The sequence below is a fragment of the Isoptericola sp. NPDC019482 genome (assembly GCF_040632295.1).
In the GTDB taxonomy this organism is placed as follows: domain Bacteria; phylum Actinomycetota; class Actinomycetes; order Actinomycetales; family Cellulomonadaceae; genus Isoptericola.
Genome location: NZ_JBEYBQ010000016.1, coordinates 71,180 through 88,867 on the forward strand (window position 1 = coordinate 71,180; position 17,688 = coordinate 88,867).

Annotated in this window: 18 protein-coding genes; all 18 read right to left on the reverse strand. The window is 75.3% G+C overall.

All coding sequences use genetic code 11. The features are described 5' to 3' along the window. Positions 1–52 precede the first annotated feature (52 nt). The 18 genes from ABZ493_RS12465 to folE all read right to left on the reverse strand — a co-directional run bounded on the left by ABZ493_RS12465 (position 53) and on the right by folE (position 17,652). Positions 53–793, reverse strand: coding sequence for a phosphoglyceromutase (locus ABZ493_RS12465; RefSeq protein ID WP_430582483.1), 741 nt, complete (start codon positions 791–793; stop codon positions 53–55). Between the two features lie 70 nt (positions 794–863). Next, positions 864–1,304 carry a nitroreductase family deazaflavin-dependent oxidoreductase gene (locus ABZ493_RS12470; RefSeq protein ID WP_430582484.1) on the reverse strand — a complete coding sequence of 147 codons (441 nt, stop codon included), beginning with the start codon at positions 1,302–1,304 and terminating at the stop codon, positions 864–866. A 59-nt stretch (positions 1,305–1,363) separates the two neighbouring features. Then, positions 1,364–2,719: a D-inositol-3-phosphate glycosyltransferase gene (gene mshA / locus ABZ493_RS12475; protein ID WP_430582485.1), complete on the reverse strand. Its 1,356-nt coding sequence runs from the start codon at positions 2,717–2,719 to the stop codon at positions 1,364–1,366. After that, a complete protein-coding gene (locus ABZ493_RS12480; protein WP_430582486.1) occupies positions 2,719–3,804 on the reverse strand; it encodes a beta-propeller fold lactonase family protein in 1,086 nt (361 codons plus the stop codon). Before ABZ493_RS12480 ends, mshA begins: the two co-directional genes overlap by 1 nt. A 95-nt stretch (positions 3,805–3,899) precedes the next feature. Continuing rightward, positions 3,900–4,235, reverse strand: a complete 336-nt coding sequence (locus ABZ493_RS12485; protein WP_430582487.1) for an Lsr2 family protein — start codon at positions 4,233–4,235, stop codon at positions 3,900–3,902. Between the two features lie 103 nt (positions 4,236–4,338). After that, on the reverse strand, positions 4,339–4,515 hold the full coding sequence (locus ABZ493_RS12490; protein WP_430582488.1) for a hypothetical protein: 177 nt from the start codon (positions 4,513–4,515) through the stop codon (positions 4,339–4,341). 14 nt (positions 4,516–4,529) lie between these two features. Continuing rightward, positions 4,530–5,990: a lysine--tRNA ligase gene (gene lysS, locus ABZ493_RS12495; protein ID WP_430582506.1), complete on the reverse strand. Its 1,461-nt coding sequence runs from the start codon at positions 5,988–5,990 to the stop codon at positions 4,530–4,532. Positions 5,991–6,133: 143 nt separating this feature from the next. Then, positions 6,134–7,087, reverse strand: coding sequence for a carboxylating nicotinate-nucleotide diphosphorylase (gene nadC / locus ABZ493_RS12500; RefSeq protein ID WP_430582507.1), 954 nt, complete (start codon positions 7,085–7,087; stop codon positions 6,134–6,136). Between the two features lie 20 nt (positions 7,088–7,107). Beyond that, on the reverse strand, positions 7,108–8,844 hold the full coding sequence (locus ABZ493_RS12505) for an L-aspartate oxidase (protein ID WP_430582489.1): 1,737 nt from the start codon (positions 8,842–8,844) through the stop codon (positions 7,108–7,110). Between the two features lie 64 nt (positions 8,845–8,908). Further along, positions 8,909–9,322: an aspartate 1-decarboxylase gene (gene panD / locus ABZ493_RS12510; RefSeq protein WP_430582508.1), complete on the reverse strand. Its 414-nt coding sequence runs from the start codon at positions 9,320–9,322 to the stop codon at positions 8,909–8,911. 34 nt (positions 9,323–9,356) lie between these two features. Then, positions 9,357–10,289 carry a pantoate--beta-alanine ligase gene (gene panC / locus ABZ493_RS12515; RefSeq protein WP_430582490.1) on the reverse strand — a complete coding sequence of 311 codons (933 nt, stop codon included), beginning with the start codon at positions 10,287–10,289 and terminating at the stop codon, positions 9,357–9,359. Further along, entirely contained in the window at positions 10,286–11,290 is a 1,005-nt protein-coding gene (locus ABZ493_RS12520; RefSeq protein WP_430582491.1) for a DUF2520 domain-containing protein, read from the reverse strand. The genes panC and ABZ493_RS12520 overlap by 4 nt, the downstream gene beginning before the upstream one ends. Further along, a complete protein-coding gene (locus tag ABZ493_RS12525) occupies positions 11,287–12,918 on the reverse strand; it encodes a PH domain-containing protein (RefSeq protein ID WP_430582492.1) in 1,632 nt (543 codons plus the stop codon). Before ABZ493_RS12525 ends, ABZ493_RS12520 begins: the two co-directional genes overlap by 4 nt. Continuing rightward, positions 12,915–13,448, reverse strand: a complete 534-nt coding sequence (locus ABZ493_RS12530; protein WP_430582493.1) for a PH domain-containing protein — start codon at positions 13,446–13,448, stop codon at positions 12,915–12,917. The genes ABZ493_RS12525 and ABZ493_RS12530 overlap by 4 nt, the downstream gene beginning before the upstream one ends. Before the next feature lie 114 nt (positions 13,449–13,562). After that, the gene (locus ABZ493_RS12535) at positions 13,563–14,051 is read right to left on the reverse strand and encodes a DUF3180 domain-containing protein (RefSeq protein ID WP_430582494.1); all 489 of its coding nucleotides are present in this window, start codon (positions 14,049–14,051) and stop codon (positions 13,563–13,565) included. Position 14,052: 1 nt separating this feature from the next. Continuing rightward, entirely contained in the window at positions 14,053–16,047 is a 1,995-nt protein-coding gene (gene folK, locus ABZ493_RS12540; protein WP_430582495.1) for a 2-amino-4-hydroxy-6-hydroxymethyldihydropteridine diphosphokinase, read from the reverse strand. Then, positions 16,044–17,018, reverse strand: a complete 975-nt coding sequence (folP, locus tag ABZ493_RS12545; RefSeq protein WP_430582496.1) for a dihydropteroate synthase — start codon at positions 17,016–17,018, stop codon at positions 16,044–16,046. Before folP ends, folK begins: the two co-directional genes overlap by 4 nt. A 7-nt stretch (positions 17,019–17,025) precedes the next feature. Beyond that, entirely contained in the window at positions 17,026–17,652 is a 627-nt protein-coding gene (folE, locus tag ABZ493_RS12550; RefSeq protein WP_430582497.1) for a GTP cyclohydrolase I FolE, read from the reverse strand. Positions 17,653–17,688 lie beyond the last annotated feature (36 nt).

Sequence of the window (17,688 nt, forward strand, 5' to 3'; positions counted from 1 at the left end):
GACCGGGGGTTCGTCGTCGGCCAGGCCGTACCAGGCCGTCAGCGGGCGATCGTCACTTGCCCTGGTTCGCGACCGCGGCGATGGCGTCCTTCGCGGCCTCGGGGTCGAGGTACGTGCCGCCCGGGTTGGTGGGCTTGAGCGTCTCCTCGTCGAGCTCGTAGACCAGCGGGATGCCGGTGGGGATGTTCAGCCCGGCGATGGTCTGGTCGTCGACGCCGTCGAGGTGCTTGACGATGGCGCGAAGCGAGTTGCCGTGCGCGGCGACGAGGACGGTCTTGCCGGCCTTGAGGTCCGGGACGATCTCGCCGTCCCAGTACGGCAGGGCACGGTCGAGCACCTGCTTGAGGGCCTCCGCGCGCGGGATGGGCTCGCCGGCGTAGCGCACGTCGGCGTCCTGCGAGAACTCCGAGCCCAGCTCGATCTCGGGCGGCGGCACGTCGTAGGAGCGGCGCCAGAGCATGAACTGCTCCTCGCCGTACTGGTCGCGCACCTGCTTCTTGTCCTTGCCCTGCAGGTCGCCGTAGTGACGCTCGTTGAGGCGCCAGTTGCGCTTGACCGGGATCCAGTGGCGGTCGGCGGCGTCGAGCGCCAGGTTCGCCGTGTTGATGGCGCGGCGCAGCAGCGACGTGTGCACGACGTCGGGGGTGACGCCCGACTCCTTGAGCAGCTCGCCGCCCCGCTTCGCCTCCGCGGTGCCCTTCTCCGACAGCGGCACGTCCACCCAGCCGGTGAAGAGGTTCTTCGCGTTCCACTCGCTCTCGCCGTGGCGGAGCAGCACGAGGGTGTAGGTCATGGGGTCCATCCTGCCTGCTGCCCCGCGCCGCCCGCACCGCGGGCCGGATCCCGGACTCACGCCGTCCGGATCAGGAGTCCGTGCGCTCCAGCACGAAGACGGGGATCTCCCGGTCGGTCTTGGTCTGGTAGTCGGCGTAGTCGGGGTATGCGGCCACGCAGCGCTCCCACCAGAGCGCCTTCTCGTCGCCGGTGACCTCGCGCGCGACGTACTCGTGCTTCTCCGGGCCGTCCTGCAGCTCGACGGTCGGGTGGGCGAGGACGTTGTAGTACCAGACCGGGTTCTTCGGTGCGCCGCCCAGCGACGCGACGGCGGCGTACGCGCCCTCGTGCTCCACGCGCATCAGCGGGGCCTTGCGGATCGCGCCCGTCTTCGCTCCGACGGTCGTGAGGATGACCACGGGCATGCCGCGCATCGTGGTGCCCTGGGTGCCCCCAGAGCTCTCGTACTGCTCGACCTGGTTCGCGGCACGGGTGGACGGGCTGGGGACGTACTCTCCGGTGATCGGCATGCCCCGTGCAATTCCATGCTCGGGCGATCCATTCCCGGACCTCCTCGGCAGGTCCGGCACTACCTCGGCGAGCGGGAGCGGTGCACCTTTGCCGCCTGGGCGTACACGTCGAGCATCGCGGCGGCGGCGCGGTCCCAGCTGAAGCGCTCGCTGGCGCGGCGGGCGCCGGCGGCGAGGCGGGCGCGCCGCTCGTCGTCGGCGAGCAGGTCGCCGAGCTCGCGCGCCCAGGTCCACGGGCTGTGGTCCGGCACGAGGACGCCGGAGGTGCCGTCCACCACGACGGTCTGCAGCCCGCCCACCGCAGCGGCGACGACCGGGGTCCCCACCGCCTGCGCCTCGGCGGCCACCAGGCCGAACGACTCGTTGTGCGACGGCACCGCGACGACGTCCGCCGCGCGCAGGTAGTCGACCAGCTCCTCGCGCGGCACCGGCGGCCGCACGTCCAGGTGGTCGGTGACGCCCACCTGGTGGGCCAGCGCCTCGAGCTCGCGCACCGCCGTCGCGCGGCCGCTCGCGCCGCCCAGCACGACGAGCATCGGCACGCGCGACCCGCCGCCGTCGCACCACGCGTCCGCCTCGGTGGCGCCGCCGGAGCTGGCGTGGTCGGCCAGGACGCCGAGCGCGCGGACCAGGACGTCCGGGCCCTTGAGGAGCTGGACGCGTCCGGCGAACAGCACGATCTTCCGGTCGGTCGGCAGGCCGAGCCGCTCACGCAGGGCACGCCGCGCGGCGTCGACGTCCGGGCCGCCGTCCTGCCCCGCCGCGGGCTCGAGCGGGCGGAAGACCTCGAGGTCGACACCGGGCGCCACGACGTGCACCCGGTCCGGGTCGGCGCGGTACTCCTGCTCGAGGTCTCGGGCCTCCTCGCGGGTGGAGGCGACGAGGCCGTCCGCGGCCTCGACCACCTGCTCCTCCCCCACGACCCGACCCACGGGCTCCGGGGTGTCGCCCGGCGCCAGCGCCGCGTTCTTCACGCGCGCCATCGTGTGCATGGTGTGCACGAGCGGGACGTCCCACCGCTCGGCGGCCAGCCACCCGACCTGCCCCGACAGCCAGTAGTGGCTGTGCACGACGTCGTACCAGTGCGGCGGGCGGTGCGCCTCGGCGCGCAGCACGCCCGCGGTGAAGGCGCAGAGCTGGCCGGGCAGGTCGTTCTTGTCCAGGCCCTCGTACGGCCCGGCGGACACGTGCACCACGCGGATCCCGGGCTCGACGTCCACCCAGCGCGGCTGCGCGGACGCCGTCGCCCGCGTGAAGATCTCGACCTGGGCCCCCCGGCGGGCCAGCGCACGGGCCAGCTCCATGACGTAGACGTTCATGCCGCCCGCGTCACCGGTGCCGGGCTGGTCGAGCGGCGACGTGTGCACCGACAGCATCGCCACCCGCGGACCGGGCCGCTCGCCGGGGGTGGTCATCAGGACTCCAGCACGCAGGCGGGAGGCGTCGGCAGCGCGTGCCGCGCCACCACCTCGCCCGCGCCGGTCGCCGGGTCGACGCGCACCGTCGCGAGCTCGCTGCGGCCCTGGAGCGCGACGACGACGGTCTCGGCGCCGTCGGCCCCCGCGGACGCGAGCACCGCATGGTGCCGCGGCCACGCGCCGTCGCCCAGCGGGACGTCCGCGAGGTGCTCGAGGGCCGGTGCCCCGCCGTCCTGCCCCACCCGCAGCACCGCGAGGACGTCCGCGCCCCGCAGGCCCACGTGGAGGCGCGTGCCGTCCGCGCTCAGCGTGATGTGCGCGGGGAAGTCACGACCGGCCTCGGCCGCCGGGGAGACGGGCACCGACGCCGTGGGGGCCCAACCGTCGCCGTCGCGCACCAGCACGTGCGCGCGGGCGTCGAGCTCCCCGACCACGACGAGCGAGCCGTCGGCCAGCGCGACGAGGTGTCGCGGCCCGGTGCCGGGCGGCAGGACGGCGGCGACGTCGGCGGCGGCCATCGCGTCCGCGCCGACGGCCGGGTACCGGCGCACGACGTCGGCGCCGAGGTCGCACACCAGGACGTCGTCGCCGGCGCGGGCCACGAAGTGGGCGTGCGGGCCCGCCTGCCGCTCGACGACGGGGCCGCTGCCCACGCCCGGGTGCGCGACGACGCCCTCGGCGACGAGGTCGCCCGTCCCCGGGTCGACGTCGACGGAGGCGGCGACGCCGTCGCCGTAGTTGGCGACCCACACGGTGCCCCCGAGGGCCAGCACGTGGCACGGGTCGTCGCCCCCGGACGCGAGGGAGCCCGACGGCGCGAGCCTCGCTCCGTCGTCGGCGTCCTCCAGGCGGAACGCCGAGAGCGTCCCCGCGGGCGTCTCTCCCACCGCGTAGAGCGTGCGGCCCGACGGGTGCAGCGCCAGGAACGAGGGGGACGTGGCGTCCACCGCGGGCACGGCCGACGCCACCGCGCCGTCCGGGCCCAGCGCGACCCGCCAGATGCTCTCCCCGCTGCCGGGGCCATCGCCCGGCTGCGGGTAGGTGCCGACCCAGAGCTGCGCCCGCGCGTCCCGTTCCGTCATGGACTCAGCCTATGACCGCGTGGATGCCGGTCCGGAACGCGGACGACCCCCGACCGGAGCCCGGTCAGGGGTCGTACGCGTGCAGGGCGCGACCGTCAGTGCGCGGCCTCGTAGGCCTCGAGGACGGAGCTGGGGATGCGGCCGCGGTCGCTCACCTTGTGGCCGTTCTCGCGGGCCCACTCACGGATCTTGGCGAGCTGGGCGCGGTCCGTACCGGTGCGACGGGCCGCGCTCCGCGTGCCGCCGCCGAGCCGCGTGGTGGTCTTGCGGCCGTGGCCGATCCACGTGGCGAGCGCGTCCCGGAGCTCGGCCGCGTGCTTGGACGTGAGGTCGATCTCGTACGAGACGCCGTCGAGCGCGAACGTGACGGTCTCGTCGGCGTCGCCACCGTCGATATCGTCGATCAGGACGATCTGCTGCTTCTGAACCACGTGAATTCCCCTCGGTCACGATATGCGGTCAGAAGTGAGAATGCCCCCGCCATCACCTCATTGTCAATTCGAATCGCGCGCGACTCGATTCACGAAAGAAGCTTCACCGAGATTCGTCCTCCGCGGCGGCCGCCGCGGCTGCTTCTTCGGCGTCCATGCGCTCGAGCGCAAGACGCTCGTTCCGGTCCGCGTGGAGGATCTTGCGCATCGCGAGCCAGAACAGCAGGCCCACACCGACCGACGGGGCGAGACCCGTCATGATCGCGAGAAAGGTGTCCATGGGATGTCTTTCGTTCAGGCCGTCGGCTTGACGAGCGGGAAAAGGATGGTCTCGCGGATTCCGAGGCCGGTGAGCGCCATGAGGAGCCGGTCGACACCCATGCCCATGCCCCCCGACGGCGGCATCGCGTGCTCCATCGCGGTGAGGAAGTCCTCGTCGAGCGCCATCGCCTCGTCGTCGCCCGCGGCCGCGAGCCGCGCCTGGTCCTCGAAGCGCTGCCGCTGCACGACCGGGTCGACCAGCTCGGAGTACCCCGTGGCCAGCTCGAAGCCGCGCACGTACAGGTCCCACTTCTCCACGACGCCGGGGATCGTGCGGTGCGCGCGCACCAGCGGCGACGTCTCGACCGGGAAGTCGCGCACGAAGGTCGGCGCGTAGAGGTCGTCGCCCACGTGGTGCTCCCACAGCTCTTCGACGAGCTTGCCGTGATTGGTCTTCTTCGGGTCCACCGAGATCTCCGCCTTCTCGGCGAGAGCCAGAAGGTGCTCGACGGTCGTCTCGGGCGTGATCTCCTCGCCGATCGCCTCCGAGAGAGAGCCGTACATCGTGATCTGCGCCCATTCGCCGCCGAGCTCGTACTCCTCTCCGTCCGGAAGGGTGACCGTGGTGGTACCGAGAACGTCGAGAGCGGACTTCTGCACGAGATCCTGGGTGAGGGCGCCGATCGTGTCGTAGTCGCCGTACGCCTCGTAGGCCTCGAGCATGGCGAACTCCGGAGAGTGCGTGGAGTCCGCGCCCTCGTTACGGAAGTTACGGTTGATCTCGAAAACCTTCTCGACCCCGCCCACCACGGCCCTCTTGAGGAACAGCTCCGGGGCGATACGCAGGAAGAGGTCGATGTCGTACGCGTTCATGTGCGTCATGAAGGGCCGCGCCGAGGCGCCGGACGCGATGGTCTGCAGCATCGGCGTCTCGATCTCGAGGAATCCGCGGCCGTGGAAGTTGTCGCGCATCGAGCGGACGACGCCGGCGCGGGTACGGATCATCTCGCGGGCCGCGGGCCGTGCGATGAGGTCGACGTACCGCTGGCGGACCCGCGCCTCCTCGGACAGGTCCTTGTGCAGCACCGGCAGCGGGCGCAGGGCCTTGGCGGCCAGCGCCCAGGTGTCGGCGAACACGCTGAGCTCGCCGCGCCGGGAGGAGCCCACCCGGCCGTGCACGAACAGGTGGTCGCCGAGGTCGACGTCGGTCTTGAACGACGCCAGCCGCTCCTCGCCGACCTCCTTGAGGCTGAGCATCGCCTGCAGGCGCCGCCCCTCGCCGTCCTGCAGCGTGACGAAGCACAGCTTGCCCGTGTTGCGCAGGAACACGACGCGGCCTGCGACGCCGACGAGGTCGTCCGTCTCCTGGCCCGCCTCGAGGTGCTCGTAGCCGGCCCGCACCTCGGCGATCGAGTGCGTGACCGGCAGGCCCACCGGGTAGGGCTCGACACCCTGCTCCAGGAGCCGGTCGCGCTTCTCCCGACGCACGCGCATCTGCTCCGGGAGGTCGTCCGTGGCCGCGGAGCCGATCCCCGAGTCGAGCTCGGGGTCGACGGCGGGCACGGCGGAGGCGGGGTTCTGCGGGGAGGTCACCCGTCGATTCTACGGGCGACGCACCTCACACCCGCCCGGTGGGCTCAGCCCACAGCGGGGCGCAGGTCGAGCGCCAGGTCGAGGATCGGGGCGGAGTGCGTGAGCGCGCCGACGGACAGGTGGTCGACGCCCGTGCCGGCCACCTCGCGGGCGCGGTCCAGGGTGAGGTTGCCCGTGGCCTCCAGCTCGACGTGCGCGGGCACGCCGTCGCGCCCCTGCCGTTCGCGGACCGCTGCGACGGTCGCGGCGAGGGCGGGCGTGGGCATGTTGTCGAGCAGCAGGAAGTCCGCGCCGGCGTCGAGCGCCTCCATCGCCTGGTCCGTGGTGTCGGCCTCGACCTGGACCAGCACGTCCGGGAAGGTGCGCCGGACGGCGTCGATCGCGCCCCGCACCGAGCCGGCTGCCACGACGTGGTTGTCCTTGACCATCGCGACGTCGTGCAGGCCCATGCGCTTGTTGGTGCCGCCGCCCGCGCGGACGGCGTACTTCTCCAGCGCGCGCAGGCCCGGCGTCGTCTTGCGGGTGTCGAGCACCTGGGCGCCCGTGCCGGCGAGCTCGCGCGACCAGGCCGCCGTCGCCGTCGCGACGCCCGACGCGCGGGACGCGAGGTTGAGCAGCGTCCGCTCCGCGACGAGGAGCACCTGCACGGGGCCCGCGAGGGCGGCGAGCACCTGCCCGGGCGCGACGGCGTCGCCGTCCTGCGCGTGGAACGTCACGGTCGGGGCCGGGAGCCCGAGGCGGCCGGCGACCTGGCGCAGCACCTCCTCCACCACGACGAGCCCCGCGACGGTGCCCGCCGACCGGGCCACGAGGTCCGCGGTGCCCGTGGCCGACGCCGGCACCGTGGCCTGCGTCGTGACGTCGCGGCCGGGTGCCGCGCCGAGGTCCTCGTCCAGCGCCGTCTCGACGACGCTGGCGACCCACGCGGCGTCCAGCCCGGGCTCGACGGCGGACGGCTGGTCGTGGACGGGCAGGTCGCGGGAGAGCTCCGGGCGCAGGTCGGTCACGCTGCGCAACGCTACCCGCCCTCCGTGGGCGCCCGTCCTGCCGAGGTGGTTCCAGTCCTCGCGGAGATCTCGACTACCTCGCGGAGGGCGCCGTCGTCGTCCAGGGCGAGCGTGACGCGGCGCTGCCACGCCGGGTCCGGCGCGGGGAAGTCCGTGCGGAAGTGCCCGCCGCGGGACTCCTCGCGCACGAGGGCGGCGTGCACCAGCGCGCTGGCGACCTGGTGCACGGTGGTGGTCTCCCACTCGGCGACCTGCGGGTCGGCGACGACGTCGGTCGCGCGGTGGGCGTCCGCCCGGACCGCTGCGAGCAGGTCCGCCGCGCGCTCGAGCGACGCGGCCGACCGCACCGGCCCCGCTCCGTCCGACGTCGCGCGCTGCACCCGCGAGCGGGCGGCGGCCGCGACGAGCGCCGCGCCCCCGGGCCGTTCCTCGGGCTCCGGCGCGCGGCGCGGCCCGCCGTCCGCGACCTGCCGCACGACGTCGCGCGCGGCGCGGTGCGCGAAGACCAGGCCCTCGAGCAGCGAGTTGGACGCCAGCCGGTTGGCGCCGTGCACGCCGGTGCACGCCACCTCCCCGACCGCGTACAGGCCGGGCACCGAGGTGCGGCCGCGCGGGTCGGTGACGACGCCGCCCGAGTGGTAGTGCTGTGCGGGCGCCACCGGCACCGGCTCCTCGGTCCAGTCGATGCCCTGGTCCAGCAGGCGGGCCGTGATGGTCGGGAAGCGGCGGCGCAGGAAGTCCGCGCCGAGGTGGCGGGCGTCCAGCAGCACGTGGTCGGCGTTCGTCGCAGCCATCCGCCGCACGATGGCGTGCGCGACGACGTCCCGCGGCGCCAGCTCGGCCAGCTCGTGCTCGGCCGGCATGAAGCGGGAGCCGTCGACGTCGAGCAGCAGCGCGCCCTCGCCGCGCACCGCCTCGCTGATGAGCGGCAGCTGCCCCTTGGCCCCCATGCCCTGCCACAGGACCGTCGGGTGGAACTGGACGAACTCCAGGTCGCCGACCGAGGCGCCTGCGCGCAGCGCCGCGGCGATGCCGTCGCCCGTCGCGCCCGGCGGGTTGGTCGACGAGCGGAAGACCTGCCCGATGCCGCCCGTCGCCAGCACCACGACCGGCGCCAGCGCGGCGCCCACGCCGTCGCGGCTGCCCGCGCCGCGCACGTGCAGCGTGACCCCCGCGACGGGACGACGCCCGTCCGCGCCCTCGACTCCGGTGAGGACGTCGAGCACCAGCGCGTTCTCGAGGACCTCGATGCCCGGGTCGTGCCGCACCGCCTCGATCTGCGCGACCAGCGCGCGGGAGATCTCGGCCCCCGTCGCGTCGCCACCGGCGTGCGCGATCCGGTCGGCGCGGTGCCCGCCCTCGCGGGTGAGCGCGATGCCGCCGTCCGGGCCGACGTCGAACGACGTGCCGCGCGCCACGAGCTCGCGTACCCGGTCCGGGCCCTCGTCGACCAGCACCCGCACCGCGGCAGGGTCGCTCAGCCCACCGCCGGCCGCCAGCGTGTCGGTGAGGTGCGCGTCCGGGGTGTCGTCGGGGTGCAGGGCCGCGGCGATGCCGCCCTGGGCCCACACCGTGGAGCCGGACGACAGCGCGCCCTTGGTGACCAGCAGCACCCGCGGCACGCGCGAGCGCAGCTCCAGCGCCGCCGTGAGCCCGGCGATGCCGGTGCCGACGACGATCGCGTCGGCAGCCGTCGTCCAGCCGGGGGCGGGCGCGGCGAGGGCGCGGGCGAGCCGCGGCCCGTTCACCGGGCCGTCACCCCGCCGTCGGTGCCGACGTCGGTGCCGGCGTCGAGGGTGGTGCGCCCGGCCGTCACCGGACGGCCGCGAAGGGCACGCCGCTGGACTCCAGGCCGAAGCCGTCGGGCACCTGTCCCGGGTCGTCGTCGAGCTCCACGATCCGGTTCTCCGGGTCGACGAAGACGACGGCCGGCGAGTACGTCCGCGCGTCGGCGTCCGACATCGTCCCGTAGGCGATGACGATGACCGTGTCGCCGGGGTGCACCAGGTGCGCGGCCGCGCCGTTGATGCTCACCTGGCGGCCGCCGCGCTCGCCCGGGATGACGTAGGTCGAGAGGCGGGCGCCGTTGGTGACGTCCACCACGTCGACCTGCTGGCCGGGGTAGAGGTCGGCCGCGTCGAGGAGGTCGGCGTCGATGGTGATCGAGCCGACGTAGTGCAGGTCCGCCTGCGTCACCGTGGCGCGATGGATCTTGCCGATCATCATCGGCCGCTGGAGGGAGGCGGGGCGGTTCGCGTGCTCAGTCACTGGCGTTCTCCTGGGGGGTCTCGCCGGTAGCAGGGCTGCTGGTGAGGTCCACGGCCTGGTTGTCGATCAGTCGGGTGGCGCCCGTACGCGCCGCCACGAGGAGGAGTGCGGGGCCGCGGAAGTCCGCGGGCACCGGGTCCACGGTAGTCGGGTCGACGAGTGCGAGGTAATCCACCTCAACACCGGCATCCGCCTTCAGGATTCCCGAGGCCGCCGCCACGACCGCCTCCGGCCCCTCGCCGGCGGCGTCCGCGCCCGCCCGCAGCGCGCGCGACAGGGCCAGGGCGGAGGCCCGCTCGTCGTCGGACAGGTAGGCGTTGCGCGAGGACAGCGCCAGGCCGTCCGTGTCGCGCACGATCGGCACGCCGAGCACCTCGACGTCCACGTCCAGGTCGCGCACCATGCGGCGCACGGCCAGCAGCTGCTGGGCGTCCTTCTCCCCGAACAGGGCGACGTCCGGACGCGTCAGGTGCATGAGCTTGAGCACCACGGTGAGCACGCCGTCGAGGTGGCCAGGGCGCGTCTCGCCCTCCAGCACCTCGCCGATCCGGCCCGCGGACACCCGCACGATCGGGTCGCCGTCGGGGTAGACGACGTCGGGCGTGGGCGCGAAGACGAGGTCCGCGCCCACGGTGCCCAGCTTGGCGACGTCGCCCTCGAGGTCGCGCGGGTAGCGGTCCAGGTCCTCCCCCGCCCCGAACTGCAGCGGGTTGACGAAGATCGTCACGATGACCTGGCCGGTGGGGCCGGCGGCCTCGCGGGCCTGCCGCACCAGCTCGAGGTGGCCGTCGTGCAGCGCACCCATCGTCATGACGACGGCGCGACGGTCGGTGGGCTCCGGGCCGGACAGCGTCCACGCGCCCAGCGCGTCGTGCAGGTCCGCCCGGGAGCTCACGACGGCGGGCGCGTGCGGGGTGGTGGTCATCGGGGCTCCTGCGGGTCGTCGGGGTGGGACGCGGGCGGCGGCGCGAGGGCGTCGAGCAGCTCACGGGCCGCGCGGTCGTCGATGCGGTGGGCCGCGAGCGCACGGCTCGTGGCACCGCGAGACAGCTCGGTGTACGACGCGGGGACGTCGGTGGCGCCCGTCCCGGCCGCCAGCGCCCGCAGGGCGTCGAGGTGCGTGCGCACCGTGCCGACGTCGCCCCGCGACACCGGGCCGGTGAGGGCCGTGATCGCCCCCGGGCCGTCGGCCACGTCCGCGGCACGCGTCGCGCCGTCGAGCGCGGCGGACAGCAGCGGCGCGAGCGCGCGCCCCGGCTGCTCGACGCCGGCCGCCTCGAGCGCCTGGGCGGCCTGCGCCACCAGGACCACGAGGTGGTTCGCGCCGTGCGCGAGGGCCGCGTGGTAGAGCCCCCGGGCCTCCTCGGCGACGATCACCGGCTCCCCGCCGACCTCGACGACGAGCGCCTGGCCGATCGGCTGCACGGCCGCCGGCGCGGTGACCGCGAACGTGCAGCCCTCCAGCCGGTGCAGGTCGAGCGACGTGCCCGTGAACGTCATCGCGGGGTGCAGCGCCACCGGGATGGCGCCGGCCTTCCGCGCCGGGTCGAGCACGCCCACGCCGTACCGCCCCGACGTGTGGACGACGAGCTGCCCGGGCTGCCACGCGCCGAGCGTCGCCAGGCCGCTCACGACCTCGGCGAGCGCGTCGTCGGGCACCGCGAGCAGCACCATCTCGGCGCGCTCCACGACGTCCGTCACCTCGAGGTGCGGGACGCCGGGCAGGAGCGTCGCGATCCGCTCGCGCGACGCCTCGCTGACGCCGCTCGCGCCCACCACCGTGTGGCCCGCCGCGCGCAGCGCGCTGCCCAGCACGGCGCCCACCCGGCCGGCGCCGACGACGCCGACGCCGAGGCGGCCGGGCCGCGCGGACGTCGGTGCGGACGAGGGTGCGGAGTCCGGCCGGCCGTCGTCGGGCGCGCTCATCCTCGACCCTCCGTCTGCCGCTCTGTCTGCCCGGCTGTCTGCCCCTCCATCCACCGCTCCGGCCCCGCGTGGGCGCGGGCGGCGCGGGCGCGGGCGGACTGCTCGCCGAGCAGGCGCGCCGCCTCGTCCTCGGCGAGGTGGTGGACGGCCGGGCTGATCGGGCCGGGCGTCGAGTGCAGCACGAACGACGCGAGCCCGCGGCGCCGCTGCCACGGCCCCTGCTCGATCCCGAGGGACTGGGTGCGCTCGTGCGGCACCACCTCGAGCGAGCGCACGAAGCGTCCGCCGCGCGCCAGCAGGGCGCGGCCGGTCACCGCGTAGCCGTTGCGACGCCAGCTCCACGGGTCGAGCAGGCGGGCGCTGCGCGGGCTCGTGACGAACCAGCGGTCCGTGCGGGCGTCGCCCGTGAGTGCCTCGTCGAGCAGCGCCAGCGTGTCGTCGGGGTTCTCGACCTCGAGGTCGGGCAGCACGAGCCACAGCGCCGTGAGCGCCTCCTCGCGCGGGCCGACCGGCAGCAGCACGTGCTGCTGCTCCCCCTGCTGCTGCCCCTCGCCGCCGCCGTAGCCGGCCACGTTGACCTTGACACGCCACCAGTCCGGCCCACGCCACAGCGGCCCCTGCGTGAGGGAGACCGCCTGCACCCGGCCCGGCGGGATCGTCTGCGCGCGCGTCTCCAGCAGGCCGTGGCGCAGCCGGATGCCGTCCGGCGACAGCGCGGCCCGGAAGCCGAACTCGCCCGCGAACCGCTGGAAGATGTAGCCGCCGACGCCGAGGATCGCGGGCAGCGCGGAGAACAGGATGCTCACCTCGCGCGTCACCGCGACGGTCACGCCGACGCCGATCAGCACCAGGACGCCGATCCACACGCCCGGCATCCGCAGCAGCGACTGCAGCAGGCGGGCCGCCGGGACCTCGTACACCTGGCGCTCGGGCGCCTCCGGGGCGTCGTCGTCGACCCCGGCGTCAGGTCCCTGGCCCGATCCGGTGGGCTGTGCGTCCGACAGGTCGGGGGCGGGCACACCGCCGTCGGACGGCGGGTTGACCCCGGTGGCGTGTGCGGCTGGCGGGTCGGTCCGGCGAGCGGCCTTGACCCCCGCCGCACGCGCGAGCAGGTCGGCCCGCAGGCGCTGCGCGTCCGCCTCCTTGAGGAAGCCGATCGCCACGCCCGAGTCGGAGCCGCCCGCGACCTCCAGCCGCAGCTCCGCCAGGCCGAACAGCCGCGCGAGCAGCGGCTGCCGCACGTCGATCGCCTGCAGCCGGTCGAGGCGCGCGTGCCGCTGCTGGCGGAACAGGATGCCCTTGCGCAGCCGGACGGCGTCGTCGTCCACCGCGTACGCCGTCATGCGCCAGGCCAGCGCCGCGTAACCGAAGATGATCGCGACGACCAGCAGCAGCCCGAGGAGCACCACCCACCACAGGCTGCGGACCGAGTCGAGGGCCCTGACCGCGTTCGCCACGTCGTCGAGCACCTGCTGGCCGCCGATGACGAGGATCGCCACCACGGCCGCCCAGCCCCGCACGAACGGCGTGACCGGGTGGACGCGGCGCCACTCCTGCTCCTCGCGGGCCGGCCCGGGAGCGGGGTGGGAGACCGACGGGGACGCCGGCTCGGGGGTCGGGGCGCTCACAGGCCCGCCAGCCTCGCCTCGCCGCGCGCGGTGAGGCGGTCGCGCAGACGCTCGGCCTCGTCGGGCACCAGGCCGGGGATGTCCGCGTCGGTGCCGGCCGACGCGGTGTGCAGCTGCACCTTCGCGATGCCGAGCTTGCGGTCCAGCGGGCCCGCCTCCACGTCCACGTACTGCATGCGCCCGTAGGGCACGACGACGAGCGTGCGGAACATGATGCCCTTGCGGATCAGCAGGTCGTCGTCGCGCTCCGCGTACCCGATCGCGCGGACCTGGCGCGGCACGAGCAGCAACGCCCACACCAGCAGCGCGGCAGGCACCCCGGCGAGCAGCCAGAACCACGGCGAGACGAGTACGGCGAGCACCACGCCCGCGACGATCGGCACGGCAAGGGTCACGGACGTCGTGATGAGCCGCGCCGGGACGAGCCGCGGCGACACCCGCTGCCACGCGACGCCGGGCGGGTCGAAGGGACCGGACGGCCGCGTGGACGGCGTGGTCGACGGGTCCGCGCCCGCGGGGATGCTGGTCATGGGGTCCATCCTTCCATCCGGGCACCGCCGGCCACATCGTCCGACCGGACCTTTCCGCGCCGTCCCGCGTCCGCCCTCCGGACCATGCCGGGGCCGCGGGTCACGACGGCAGGGTCACGACGGCAGGGGGTCCGCGTGCTCCTCGGTGTCCCCGCCGTCGCTGTCGTCGGACGGCGGCAGCTGGCAGAACTTCTCCACCACCAGCCCCACCACGCACAGCACCACCGCGCACGCCGCCGCGATGCCGGCGGCGACCGCCTGGTCGCGGCGCGCCTCGATCTGCAGCTGCCCCAGCACGACGAGCACGCTCGCGACGTACCGCCCGGCGAGCAGCGCGCCGGTCAGCGCCCCGGCCTTGGCCAGCACGAAGGTGCGGGCCGCGCGCAGGGGGTCGAGGTCGGGCCGGTCACCCTTCTGGTACGCGCGCACCGCCCAGCCCATCCAGAAGATGACGCCCGCCAGCGCGAGCATCGCGACGTCCTCCACCCACGCGACCGTGGGCAGGTAGACACCGCGCGACTCGAGCAGCCGGAGCAGCCCGGCGCCGCCGACCGCCACCGCGGCGGCGACGGCGACGAGCAGGCGGACGGAGGTGCGGCGCATCTCAGCGGCCGTCCTCCCCGAACCGCTCCTGCGGGCCGGCGTGACCGGGCAGCGGGCCGGGGTGTGCCTCCGGCAGCGGGGCGAACGGGTCCGGGTAGGCCGGCAGCTCGGCGGCGGGCGCGGGGGCCGGCGGCACCGGCTCGTGCCGCGCGGGAGCCGCCGGCGGCGCGAACGACGACACCGCGGGCGGCGCCGTCGGGCCCGAGGACCGCTCCACCGGGTCCGCCGGCGCGGGGAAGGGGCTCGCGGGGACCGGCGCGTGCGGGCCCGCCTCCGGCGCGTCGCCGCGGGGCTCGGTGTGGCTCGGCGTGTGGCTCGGCGTGGGGGTCGGCGCGGGCGACCCGACGGGAGCGAACGGCCGCGGCATGACCGGCTGGTCCGGGTCGGGCCCGAACGGGTCGGGCAGGACGGCGCGCGCGTCCGGCGCGGGCGGGTCCTCGCGCCGCGGCTCCGGGAAGGCCGGCGGCTCGACGACCGGCGGCTCCACGACCGAGGGCTCGACCGTCGGCGGTGCCGGGACGTCCTGCTCCGGGGTGTAGGGCTCCGAGGTGTACTGCTCCGGCCTGTACGGCTCCACGACCGGGCTGCCGCCCGACGAGGGCTCGGCGGGCTGCGCGGGCGCGGCGTAGCTCTCCGGGGCGTACTGCTCCGGCACGTACGCCTCCGGCGTGTACTGCTCCGGCGTGTACTGCTCCGGCGTCGGGGTCTCCGCCCCGAACGGCTCAGCGGCGTAGGCCTCGGGGGCGTACGGCGCCGGCGCGTCGTCGGCGGGCTCCTGGGCCGGCTGCTGCGCGGGCGCGGACTGCGGCACCGGGGCGGACGGCGCGGCGTCGGCCGCCACGGCGGAGACCTGGCCGGTGCTCTGCGTCGGCCCGGTCAGCCAGTCGAGCGCGAGCCATCGGATGCCGGCGCGGTCGGGGGCGGTCACCGCGAGCTGCCCGACGGGGCCACCGCCGGGCCCGCCGAGCAGCGCGTCCGGGGCCACCTCCGCCCACGGCACGAGCACGAAGGCCCGCTCCTTCGCGCGGGGGTGCGGCAGCTCGAGGTCGGGCGCGGTCGCGACGAGCGAGCCGTACTGCACGATGTCGACGTCGAGCGTGCGGGGTCCCCAGCGCTCCTCGCGGACGCGGCCGTGCTGGGACTCGACCTGCTGGGTGCTGCGCAGCAGGTCGCGCGGCGACAGCGTGGTGCGCACGACGAGCACGGCGTTGAGGTAGTCGGGCTGCTCGGGACCGCCGACCGCGGCGGTGCGCGCGAGCGGCGAGACCTCCATGACCTGGACGCCCGGCAGGCGGTCGACGTCCGTCACCGCCTGGCGCAGCGTGACCTGCGCGTCCCCGAGGTTCGCCCCGAGCGCGAGCACGGCGTCGACCGGCTCGGCGGGAGTGGCGTCCAGCGGGTCCGCCGGGGGCGGCGCGGGCGCCTCTGCGGGCGCCGCGGCCTCGGCGGGCTCGACCGGCGCGGCCTCGACCGGCGCCGGCGGGACGGGCGCGTGCACCTCGGCCGGCTCGAGCGGCGGGACGGGCACGGCCGCCGCGACGGGAACCGCGGCCTCGGCGGGCTCGTCCGCCGGGGTGGCGTCGACCACGGGCATGCGAGCGCGGTCGCGGCGCACGACGATCGCGACGTCGTCGAACGGCACCGGGATGGGCGCCTGCGGCTTGTGCACGCGGACGTCGACCGCCTGCACGGCCGCGTGGCTCAGCACCACGGCGGCGATCCGCTCGGCGACGGTCTCGACGAGGTCGGCCGGGGAGCCCGCGAGGACGTCGTGCACGTCCTGGGCGACGTCCGCGTAGCTCACGGTCCGACCGAGGTCGTCCGACGACGCGGCGGCGCGGGTGTCCAGGTGCAGCACGACGTCGGCGCTGAAGACCTGGCCGTCGGCGCGCTCGTGCGCGAGCACCCCGTGGTGCCCCGTCGCGGTGACGCCGGCGAGGCGGATCTGGTCGAGCGGCTGTCCGTCCGGTCCCGGTACGGCTGCGGCGAACGTCACGAGGTGCCCTCCTCATCAGCGGCGGTTGCTGCCCCGCCCACGGCTCGGGTGTGGTGCGCCGGTGCGGTCATCCCGGCATCCAACACGTCGCGGGACGCCGACGTCCAGGCGTCCGCGACCCGGACGGCGTCCGCGCTGGCCCGCACGGCGTGCACCCGCACCGCCCACGCGCCGGCGGCGGCGGACAGCGCGGAGATCGCGGCGGTGGCGTCGTCGCGCTCGAGCGGCGGGGCGGGCTCGTCGGTGGACAGGCCGCGCGTGCCCTCGAGCAGGTGCCCCAGGAAGCGCTTGCGCGACGCGCCCACGAGCACCGGCCGGCCGAGCGAGTGCAGGGCGTCCAGGTGCGCGAGGATCGGCCAGTTCAGCACCCCGGCCTTCGAGAAGCCCAGGCCCGGGTCGAGCACGAGCTGCTCCGGGTCCACGCCCACCGCGACCAGGGCGTCCATGCGGGCCGCGAGCTCGTCGCGCACCTCCACGACGACGTCGTCGTACACCTCGAGGCTGTCCATGACGTCCGCGTGGCCGCGCCAGTGCATCGCGACGTACGCCACGCCCGTCTCCGCCACCACGTGCCCCATGCGCGGGTCGGCGTAGCTTCCCGAGACGTCGTTGACGATCCGCGCGCCCGCCGCGACCGCCGCCTCGGCGACCGACGCGCGGGTCGTGTCCACCGACACCACGGCGCCGTGCGCGGCGAGCCGCTCGATGACGGGGACCACGCGCCGCAGCTCCTCCGCCTCGTCCACGCGGGCCGAGCCCGGCCGGGTCGACTCGCCGCCCACGTCCAGGATCTCCGCGCCCTCGGCCAGCAGGTCGAGGCCGTGCTGCACGCCCGCGTCGGCGTCGAACCAGCGACCGCCGTCGGAGAACGAGTCGGGCGTGATGTTCACGACGCCCATGACGAGGCACCGGCCCACGCCGGACAGCTCCGGCAGCCCGGCGACCACCGCGTCGCGCGGGTGCGCCGTCATGCCCGGGTCACCGTCCCGTGATGAGGCTCATGGCCTCGGCGCGCGTGGACGCGTTCTGCATGATGCCGCGCACCGCCGACGTGACGGTCCGCGAGCCGGGCTTGCGCACCCCCCGCATCGACATGCACAGGTGCTCGCACTCCACCACCACGAGCACGCCGCGCGGCTCGAGGATGCGCACCATCGCGTCCGCGACCTGCGTCGTGAGGCGCTCCTGGACCTGCGGGCGGCGGGCGTACACCTCGACGAGCCGCGCCAGCTTCGACAGGCCGGTGATCCGCCCGTCCGTGTTGGGGATGTAACCCACGTGCGCCACCCCGTGGAACGGCACCAGGTGGTGCTCGCACGTCGAGTACACCTCGATGTCGCGGACCAGCACCATCTCCTCGTGGCCGAGGTCGAAGGTGGTGGTCAGGACGTTCTCCGGCTCCTGCCGGAGCCCCGCGAAGATCTCCTGGTACGCACGGGCCACGCGCGCCGGCGTCTCCTTGAGCCCCTCCCGGTCCGGGTCCTCGCCGACCGCGAGCAGCAGCTCGCGCACGGCGGCCTCGGCGCGGGCCTCGTCGTACGGGGGGACGTCGACGGCGCGTCGCTCCGGCTCGGAGACGGCGCGGTTGATCGTGGACTCGCTCATCAGGATCCTTGGTCAGGGGTGGAGGCGCTCGGCGAC